The 8929-nt window shown below is 73.4% G+C and carries 7 protein-coding genes and 1 pseudogene; 2 read left to right on the forward strand and 6 right to left on the reverse strand.

All coding sequences use genetic code 11. The features are described from left to right. Nucleotides 1-146: 146 nt before the first annotated feature. The 6 genes from ACFWR9_RS39185 to ACFWR9_RS39210 all read right to left on the reverse strand — a co-directional run bounded on the left by ACFWR9_RS39185 (nt 147) and on the right by ACFWR9_RS39210 (nt 7312). Nucleotides 147-1898, reverse strand: a complete 1752-nt coding sequence (locus tag ACFWR9_RS39185; RefSeq protein WP_383851438.1) for an FAD-dependent monooxygenase — start codon at nt 1896-1898, stop codon at nt 147-149. Nucleotides 1899-2000: 102 nt separating this feature from the next. Further along, nucleotides 2001-2486: a pyridoxamine 5'-phosphate oxidase family protein gene (locus ACFWR9_RS39190; protein WP_383851441.1), complete on the reverse strand. Its 486-nt coding sequence runs from the start codon at nt 2484-2486 to the stop codon at nt 2001-2003. Between the two features lie 23 nt (nt 2487-2509). Further along, on the reverse strand, nt 2510-3796 hold the full coding sequence (locus tag ACFWR9_RS39195) for an MFS transporter (protein ID WP_383851444.1): 1287 nt from the start codon (nt 3794-3796) through the stop codon (nt 2510-2512). Further along, the gene (locus ACFWR9_RS39200; RefSeq protein WP_383851446.1) at nt 3793-5187 is read right to left on the reverse strand and encodes an SUMF1/EgtB/PvdO family nonheme iron enzyme; all 1395 of its coding nucleotides are present in this window, start codon (nt 5185-5187) and stop codon (nt 3793-3795) included. Before ACFWR9_RS39200 ends, ACFWR9_RS39195 begins: the two co-directional genes overlap by 4 nt. After that, nucleotides 5184-5963, reverse strand: coding sequence for a phytanoyl-CoA dioxygenase family protein (locus tag ACFWR9_RS39205; protein WP_383851449.1), 780 nt, complete (start codon nt 5961-5963; stop codon nt 5184-5186). Before ACFWR9_RS39205 ends, ACFWR9_RS39200 begins: the two co-directional genes overlap by 4 nt. After that, on the reverse strand, nt 5960-7312 hold the full coding sequence (locus ACFWR9_RS39210; RefSeq protein ID WP_383851452.1) for a formylglycine-generating enzyme family protein: 1353 nt from the start codon (nt 7310-7312) through the stop codon (nt 5960-5962). The genes ACFWR9_RS39205 and ACFWR9_RS39210 overlap by 4 nt, the downstream gene beginning before the upstream one ends. A gap of 503 nt (nt 7313-7815) precedes the next feature. On the opposite strand from ACFWR9_RS39210, the pseudogene ACFWR9_RS39215 reads away from it, so the two are divergent. Together ACFWR9_RS39215 and ACFWR9_RS39220 are read left to right on the forward strand one after the other, a co-directional pair. Then, nucleotides 7816-7926: pseudogene (locus ACFWR9_RS39215) on the forward strand (hypothetical protein); the annotation flags it as partial. Further along, nucleotides 7919-8929, forward strand: a 1011-nt coding sequence (locus ACFWR9_RS39220) for a nucleotide disphospho-sugar-binding domain-containing protein (RefSeq protein WP_383851465.1), incomplete at its 3' end; no start/stop codon positions are given. The pseudogene ACFWR9_RS39215 and the gene ACFWR9_RS39220, both read left to right, overlap by 8 nt.

The raw sequence follows: 8929 nt of genomic DNA on the forward strand, positions 1-8929 counted from the left end.
GCGGGGCGGGGCGCCGCGCGCCGCGCCCGCGCCGCGCGGGGGCGCGGCCCCCCCCGCCCCCCCCCCCCCCCCCCCCCCCCCCCCGGCCCCGCGGGCCCCCCCCCCCCCCCCCCCCGCTTCCTGCGTTCCTCTGTTCGGGCGGGCGGTCAGCGGTCCAGGACCGCGGCGAACGCCTGCGCCAGGGCCTGTTCGGCGTCCTCGCCGCCGCCCGTGCTGCGCCAGGCGACGTGCTGGTCGGGGCGGATCAGGAGCGCGCCGGTGTCGGTGATGCCCCGCACGGCCTGCCAGCCTCCGTCCGCGTCGGCGTACTCGGCGCCGGCGCCGATGCGCACGGTGCGGACGCCGACCGAGAACTTCTCCGCCACCCGCAGGGCGGCCTCGCACCACGGTGTGCCCTGCGGGCCCGTGATCAGGGTGAAGTCGGTGAGGCCGGTGAGGTCGAGGGTGGACAGGCGCCGCCCGCCGGCGGTGATCCAGGCGTGCGGCAGCCGGTGCCCGGGGCGGGAGGTCGGCTGGTGCTCGTTGCGCATGGGGACGCGGTCCGGTGCCCGGCTGCCGTCGGGGACGAGCGCACCGTCCTCGTAGTGGAAGCCGACCTCCATGTCGAGGGACTGGCAGCCCCCGCGGTGGGTGTGGAAGATCTCCAGGGCGCGCTCGCGCACGGTGTCGCCGAGCGGTGAGGGGTCGAAGTACGCCTCCAGACGCTGCTTGCGGCGACCGGCGGGGATGTTGTGGCCGGCGCCGACGGCGTCGATGACCGCCTGGTGGTGCACGGCGGCGGAGACCGCCCAGTCGACGTTCTCGCGGCCCACGGGCCTGCGTTCGGCCTCGTAGGTGTCGATCAGGGCGTCGGTGGCGCGGCCGCCGAGGACCGCGGCGAGCTTCCAGGCGAGGTTGTGCGCGTCCTGGATGCCGGTGTTGAGGCCGAGGCCGACGGCGGGAGGCTGGCGGTGCGCGGCGTCCCCGGCGATGAGGACCCGGCCGGCGCGGTAGCGGTCGGCGAGGTGCGCGTGCACGATCCAGTCCGTCACCTTGTGCACCGTCATCTCCAGGTCCGGGATGCGCAGCAGTTCACGGATCCGGGGCACGACGGTCTCGGCGTTCCAGCGTCCGGGCGGGCCGGGGGCGAAGTGCAGGCCCCACTGCTCGCAGTCCTTGCCCCAGCTGGGCCCCATCTCGATGAGGTTGCTGGACAGGTCGGGGTCCTCCGGGCTGAGGAAGTGGGTGATGAGTGTCCCCTCCTGCCACCACGGGGACAGGTCGGCGGAGAAGTACGCGGTCGTGGTGTTGACCAGTGAGGGCGGGCCCTGCATCTCGATGCCGACCGCGGCCGCGACCATGCGGCCGCCGTCGGCGCCGATGAGGTACTGCGACGTGACGGTGGTGATCTCCCCCGTCTCCAGGTTCCGCACCTCGGCGACGACGCGGTCGCCCTCGTCGGCGAAGGACAGCACCTCGTGGTGGAACAGGATCCGCCCGGGATTGCGGTCCTCCGCGTGCCGGCGCAGGATCGGCTCCAGCCACATCTGCGGCAGCTTGGCGGGCAGGACGGGCCCGGCCGCCGCGTAGGTCTCGCGCAGTTCACCGCCGCCGAAGGCGTCCATCTCGTGGATCAGGCGCCGGTCCAGCGGCCCGTCGCCGGCGAGGGTGGTCTGCCAGCGGACCTTGCCGAACTTGTCCAGCGGCGCGGCCTCGGCGAGCACGTCGTCGGCGACGTGGTGCCGGCGGAAGATCTCCATCGTGCGCTGGTTGAGGTAGTGCGCCTTCGGAACCCTCGACGTGTCCGGGTGCCGTTCCACCAGCAGATGATCGACGCCCTGGTCGGACAGGAAGACGGAGGCGGACAGACCGCATCCGCCACCGCCCACGATCAGAACCGGAACCTCGACTGATCCCATGGTCGTCCCTTCGGAAGTACGTGCCGGGCTTGGTAGTGCTCGCAGCATGGCAAGAACGTCTGCACCGCCCCTCAAGGACGGGTGGACCCCGCCGGCCGCCGCTCACGCGGAGCGCGACCACCGCCGGTACCAGGGCCGGCGGCGGGCGGCGGGGGCGGACTGGTCGCTGAACGCCCAGCCGAGCCAGTCCTTGATGTCCACCGCGAGCACCGGTCCGCCGTCCTTGAGGTAGCGGGGGCCGTCGAACTGCCCGTACTTGCGGTCCAGCAGGCCCAGCGCGTGGGTGCGTTCCGGGCTCTGGCCGACCACCCGGCCGGTGCCGCGCAGCCGCACCCACCACGCCTTGAGCCAGTCGTCGTCGTAGAGGTCGGCCAGGACCGTGACCCGCGGGTCGTGGTCCAGGTTGCGCAGGCGTTTGGGCCGGGGGTTGCCGTTCTTGGGCCGGTCGGTGGGTGAGTAGAAGACGTCGCCGTCGACGACGAAGATGACGGGCACCAGGTGGGCGCCGCCGCGCTCGTCGACCGTGCCCAGGCGCACGGACCGTTCCCGCTCGAGGCGGCTTCGCATCTCGTCTGGCCCGAGTTTCATCACCGCTCCTTGTCGAAGGCCGCTCAGGTGTGGTCGGCGTGCAGGCGGTCGGGCACCGGCCGCGGCCGGCGGCTGCGGTGCAGGCGTACCAGCAGGATCAGGGCCGTGCCCAGGACGGCGAGGCCGACGGTGGTCAGGCCGGACAGGCGGATCGTGCCCGCCGCGCCGAGCGCGCCGACCAGGGGCCCGCCGAGCGCCGCGCCCAGCGGGGTGGCGATGACCAGGACGGCGCTGCGGAAGGCGCTGAGGCTGACCAGTTCGTCCAGGGGCGCCTTCTGCTGCAGCAGGGTGATCGTCACCGGCCCGTAGGGGGCGTAGATCAGCCCGCCGAGGCCGAAGCCGGCGATGCCCGCGGCGAGCGTGCCGAACTGTGCGAAGGGCAGGATCGCCAGCCCCCAGCCGGCCACGATGGCCAGCGCGGTCGGCCACAGCGGCAGCCGCCGCAGCGTTCCGGCGACCAGCGCGCCGATGACCGCGCCGACGCCGAAGGTGCCCCAGATCCAGCCCAGTGCGGTGGGGTCGCCGCCCATCCGTTCGGCCACGAAGACCGGGACCGCGACCTCGATCGGCCCGTACAGCAGGTAGAACACGAAGGTGAGCGCGAGCAGGCCCATCAGTTCCGGGTGGCGGGCGAGGGTCCTGCCGCTGCGCCGCAGCCCGATGGCGGGGCGGCGGCCGACCTTGCTGTCGCCGCGTACCCGGGCCGCCACGACGGCGAGGTAGAGGTAGCTGGCGGCGTCGCCGGCCAGCACCGCGGCCGGTCCGAGGGCGGCGGAGACCAGGCCGGCCAGCGGCGGTCCGATGATGAACGACAGCTGTTCCTGGCTGCCCACCAGGGCGTGGCCGGCCAGCCGGTCCTCGGCGGGCAGGGTCTCGGCGACGAACGTCTGCCGGCCGGCGATGCCCCAGGCGTGCAGGACGGAGGAGGCCGCGAGCAGGGCGATGTAGGTCGTGACGTCCAGCAGGTCCAGCCAGTACAGGGCCGGGATCAGGGTGAACACGGCCGCGCGCAGGATCGAGTTCAGCAGGATGAGGCTGCGGGCGTTGCGTCCGCTCAGCCAGCGTCCCAGGGTGAGCGAGCCGATCGCGGCGGGCAGGCTGTAGGCGGCGACGGCCAGTCCCACCACGGTGGACCGGTCGGCGGGGGCGGCGAGTTCGACGGCGAGCCATGCCACGCCGACGAAGCTCATGCCGTCGCCGAGGAAGGAGACGAGGAAGCCGGGCTGGAGCCGGCGGAAGCCGGGGTTGGCGAGGCAGCGGGTGTAGCCCTCGGGCAGGGCCCGCCGCATCCGCCGTGGTCCGGTTGTCACCGCGGTGCCTCGGATTCGCTCACCGCGCAGCGGAATCCGATCTCCGGGCTTCTGGTCACCAGTGTCTTGCCGGCCCGGCTCACGGCGGTGAGCAGGGCGGGCGGTGAACTCCACGCCCCGCCGCGCACGCTGACCTCGGCCGACCACTCGCCCCACAGGTCGCCGGGGTCCATCGTGCCGAAGCGGGGCTGGAGCGGGAGGCCGTCCAGGTAGCGGGTGGACGTCCATTCCCACACGTTGCCGCACATGTCGCGGACGCCGAAGGGGGAGGCGTTGTCGGGCCGGCTGTCGACGGGGCCGGTGGGGGCGGGCAGGTCGGCCGGGCGCAGCTCGGCGAGCCGGCGCAGCCACGTCCGGCGGTCGGGGTCGCTGTCGCCGTCCTGGCCGAGGAGGGTGTGCAGGCCGCGGGCCCGGTGGGGGTGGAAGCGGGTGCCCCACGGGTAGCGGCGGTGGTCGTCGCCGCGTGCGGCGCGCTCCCATTCGTCCTCGGTGGGCAGCCGTTTGCCGCACCAGTCGGCGTAGGCCACCGCGTCGTACCAGCTGACGCCGGTGACGGGGTGGTCGCCGGCGAAGCGCGGGTCGTCGGCGGTGGAGCGGGTGTGGTCGGTGCCTCGCGGTTCGTCCGGGTGGCACCACAGGTGGCCGTGGGCGGCGACGTCGGCGGCGAACGCGTCGTAGGCGTCGTTGGTGACCGGCAGGGTGTCCAGGTAGAAGCCGTCCACCGTGGTCTCCTCCACGCCCGCTCCGGCCGGATCGCCCCAGGAGCGTTCCTGTCCGGGGCGGGTGCCGCGGCTGAGGCGTCCGGGCGGGATGTGCCGCATGCCGTCCAGGGAGAGGCGGCTGGGCAGCCGGTCGGCGGACAGCGGGACGGGCATCTCGTCCAGGACGGTGTCGGCCAGGTGCGGTTCGGCGAGCAGGGTGCGGGCGCGGGCGAGGGCGTGTGCGTCGGCCATCGTCACGTAGTTGCCGACGCCCGCGGCGATCTGGTCCGGTGAGCGGCCGAGTACGGCCAGCAGGGCGTTCAGGGCGGGCGGGCCGCCCGCGGAGCGCAGGGCGGGTGCCCCGGCCAGGGAGGCGAGTGCGGGCTGGCGTACGGTCTCGTCCGGGTCGGCCAGTGCCCAGCCGACGGCCTCGGCCGCGAGGTCGGGGGCGAGGCGTACGGCGGCGGCGAGGGCGTGCCGGCGGATCGCCGGTGTGTCGTGCAGCAGGCCGACGGCCAGGCATTCGCCGAGCAGTTGCGGGTCGGTGAGCTGTTCCAGGGCGTGCAGGTAGCCGCCGAGCAGGGCGTCGCGCTGCGCCGCGGGCCCCTCGCTCCAGGCGGCGATCCGCAGGACCTCGGGCGGAAGGTCGGGGGCGGGAGGCTCGGGGGAGAGCTGTTCGGTGGTGGTCATCGTGTGCCGGCCTCCGCTCCGGTGATCATTTTTGCGAAGTCCTCGCCCGCCCGGTGGCTGTACGCGGTGCCCGCGGAGGGTTTGTCGCCCGCGGAGTAGTACACGTACAGCGTGGCCCGGCTGGTGTCGTCCAGGACCGGCCCGGAGTGGTGGAGGATGTTGTAGGTGTGGCAGATGACGTCGCCGGCCTCGGCTTCCAGGGGGAGTCCTTCGGGTGGGAGGCGGCGCGGCGGGTAGCGGTGGGAGCCGGGTACGAGGTTCAGGCAGCCGTTGCGGACGGTGGCGGCGTCCAGGTAGACGCCCACGTTCACCAGCGGGGTCACCGGCAGGTCGTGCGGGAAGTCGAGGTGCCAGTCCAGGGCGCTGTAGGAGCTGCGCCCGCCGCGTTTCATCTGCCACACGGCTCCGTCGATGGCGTCCTCGAAGCGCCAGGTCGGCCCGCCGAGCAGGCCGGGGCCGAGCGCGTCCAGGTTCCGTCGCCCGATCAGGTCCCGGGTGGCGGCGCAGTGCAGGGTGAAGTAGGGCAGCCGGTGCAGGGTGGCGCGGCCGTCCTCGTCGTAGGACGGCTTGATCACTTGGTCGCGGTGCTCGGCGGGTACGTTCCCGGCGAGGGTGTCGCGCTCCAGGCGCCGGGCGTCGCGTCGGATGGTCTCGACGTCCTGCGGGTCGAACACGCCGCGGTAGACGACGAACCCGTACTGGTCGTAGAAGGCGCGTTGTTCGGCCGTCACGGTGCCGTCGTAGTGGAACCGGGGAATGCGCTGGGGGGAGGTCACCGGATCACTCCTCGGAAGCCGATCTCGTTGTGCCGGTCCGTGAAGAGGTCCTTGCCGCGGAAGTAGGTGGTGACCTGTTCCTGCATGGAGGTCCAGGCGCCGCCCCGGATGACCACCGAGGTCTCCTCGGCCGTCGCCCATTCGGTGCGGGGCCGGCCGGAGATCATCGGTTTCATGCGGTCGCGGGTGAAGAAGTTGGTGTCCGTCCATTCCCAGCAGTTGCCGACGAGGTCGGCGACTCCGTAGGCGCTGACGTTCTTGGGGTGGGAGCCGACCGGGACGGTGGTGGCCGGGGGGGTGGTGTCGTCGAAGGTGCTCAGGACGTCGCGCCAGTGCTCCAGGCTCCGCGGCTGGGTGAAGGACGCGCCGAACCAGCGCAGGGCGTCGGGGTCGAAGGTGTCGCCCCACGGGTAGCGGGCGCCGCTGTCGCCGCGTGCGGCCTTTTCCCACTCCAGTTCGGTGGGCAGCCGTTTGCCGAGGTGGGCGAGGTAGGCGTAGGCGTCGAACCAGTCGACGCCGGTGGCGGGGTGGTCGGGGCCGAAGCGGGCGTCGCCGGCGATGCCGCGGCGGTGGTCCTTGCCCTCGGGCTCGTCGGGGTGGCACAGCGCGTGCTCGGCGGCCTGGGGGCCGCCCGCCCACCGGTCGTACTGGCGGTTGGTCACCGGGTGGCGGTCGATGAGGAAGTCGGGCAGGTGGCACATCTGCCGGGGGACGGCGTCGTCGACGTCGTAGAGGGGGTGGACGACGTCGTTCATGCCGATGCCGACGACGAAGTCGGACGCCGGGATGTGCACCATGTCCTGGGGGGCGGGGCGGGGCAGGTTCTGCGGGTCGTAGTCCCAGTGTTCGTCCAAGGCGCACTGCGGCGGGAGCTGCCCGCTCGCGGCGTGCTCCCGTTCGAGTCCGAGGCGGGCCGCGCGGTCCTCGGCGCCCAGGATCCGGTCCATCGCCTTGGCGACGACGGCGGCGCCGATGCCCACCGGTTTGGTGCTGCGGAACAGGCCGGCCTCGGCCGGGCCGGTGATGTGCAGCAGTTCCTCGTAGGCCTCGCCGACGCGGTGGCGGCCGGCGATCCTGGCCGCGCCGAACACGACGAAGTCCTCGTCGTCGCCGAGCAGCCAGACCAGGAATTCGCGGGCGGCGGGGTGGGTGGCCAGAAACGGTTCGACGCCCTGGAGGACCGACAGGCGGATCTCGGCGCGGGGGTGGGTCGCCGCCAGCGCGCAGAGTTCTTCGACGATGCGGGGATGCCGGAGCCGGGCAATCGTCTCCCGCAGTTCGGCGCGTTCCGCGTCGGTGAGCGGGTCGTGCGGTTTCTGCCACGGTTCGTGGGCCAGGAATCGATCCATCAGCCCGTTCAAGGTTTTCTGTTCAACACAAAAGCGTTCGTAACTCCATCGGTGCACTGGTCTCACCTCGATTGCCGGGGTTGGAGATTTCTGGGCCCGAAACCCAGTCTGTGGAGGGTCCCAGGACCCTCCACAGACTATGAGACTGACCTGGTCAGGCCGCCCACTTGAAGTGCGTACCGGCCGGGCGGACACCGCCCTTGCGCTGCGAGCGCAGAGCGTTCCACTGACGAAGCGTCTTCATCTGTTTCACCTCCTGAGGCTGTCTCGGCAACCGAGCACCCCGACGGTCCCGTTGAGTGCTCCGCTCTGTCAAGTTCCCCATTTTTTATGGGCTTTTGACCGCGCCGGCGGGTTTGTTCAACCGCGGCGTTTCAGCGGTTGAACGGCGGGTTCGCAAGCCACTTTCCTGGGCGTATTCGTCTCTCTCACCGATTCGAAAGGAGCGCGTCGTGCGCGTTCTCGTCGTGCCGTTTCCCTTCAGGACTCATCTGTACAACCTGGTGCCGCCGGCGTGGTCGCTGCGGACCGCCGGGCACGAGGTGCGGGTGGCGTGCTGGCCCGACCTGCTCGACGCCGTCGCCGCGGCCGGCCTGACGGGGCTGGCTGTCGGGCCGGGCGAGAGCCCGGCGGTGCGCAGTCAGCGGGACGAGCGCCAGACCTCGCAGCGGGCCGCGGCCGCGCGGCGGTCCCCGCAGCAGGGTCTGGCGGCCGGACCTGGTGCTGTGGGGTGCGAAGGCGTTCGCGGGGGCGGTGGCCGCGGCCGCGTCCGGTGCGGCGCACGCCCGGGTGCTGTACTCCGTGGACGTGTACACGCGGCTGCGGGAGGACTTCCGGCATGCCGCGGCCGCACAGCCGCCCGGGCGGCGCGCCGACACCCTGCGCGGCTGGCCGGCGGGCTGGGCCGCGCGCTACGGCGTGGAGTTCTCCGAGGACCTGGTGGGCGGGCAGTTCACCATCGCGCCGCTGCCCCCGTCGTTCCGGCCCGATGTGCGGCCGGGCACGCCTGGCGTGCAGTTCGTTCCCTACAACGGGCCGGCCGTGGTGCCCGGGTGGCCGGCCGGGCCGGTGCGGCTGCTGTCCGCCGAGCGGATCCAGGAGATCCTCGACTCGGTGGCCGGCCTGGACATCGAGCTGGTGCCGGCGCTGCCGCCGGAGTCGCGGCGGGCGCTGCGCGCGGTGCCGGCCCACACCCGTGTGGTGGAGTCGGTTCCGCTGTCCGAGGTGCTGGCGACCTGTGCGGCCGTGGTGCATCACGGCGGCACCTGGTCCTTCGGCTGCGCGCTGCGTCACGGTGTGCCGCAGCTGCTGATCGGGCGGGCGTTCGACGCTCCGCTGAAGTTCGGCTGCCTGGAGCGTGCGGGCGGGGCTGGGCATGAGCCCGGACCGGGCGCGGGGTCCCGCGGTGCGTGCCGCGCTCGTGCGTCTGCTCGGGGACGGCGCCGTGCGCGCGAACGCCCGGCGGCTGCGGGAGGAGATGCTGGCGATGCCCACGCCCAACGCGCTGGCGCACACCCTGCAGGGCGTGGCCGCCGCCCACCGCGGGCGGGCGGCGGCGGCCCTGCGCCGGCGGCGGGGGCCCCGCCCGGCCCCCCCCCCGCGGGGGGGGGGGGCCCC

The sequence above is a fragment of the Streptomyces sp. NPDC058534 genome (assembly GCF_042717365.1).
In the GTDB taxonomy this organism is placed as follows: Bacteria; Actinomycetota; Actinomycetes; order Streptomycetales; family Streptomycetaceae; genus Streptomyces.

Coding starts and splice junctions, on each gene's coding strand:
- ACFWR9_RS39200 (WP_383851446.1), bottom strand. CDS start 5,187: ATGACCACCACCGAACAGCTCTCCCCCGAGCCTCCCGCCCCCGACCTT.
- ACFWR9_RS39210 (WP_383851452.1), bottom strand. CDS start 7,312: ATGGATCGATTCCTGGCCCACGAACCGTGGCAGAAACCGCACGACCCG.
- ACFWR9_RS39185 (WP_383851438.1), bottom strand. CDS start 1,898: ATGGGATCAGTCGAGGTTCCGGTTCTGATCGTGGGCGGTGGCGGATGC.
- ACFWR9_RS39190 (WP_383851441.1), bottom strand. CDS start 2,486: ATGAAACTCGGGCCAGACGAGATGCGAAGCCGCCTCGAGCGGGAACGG.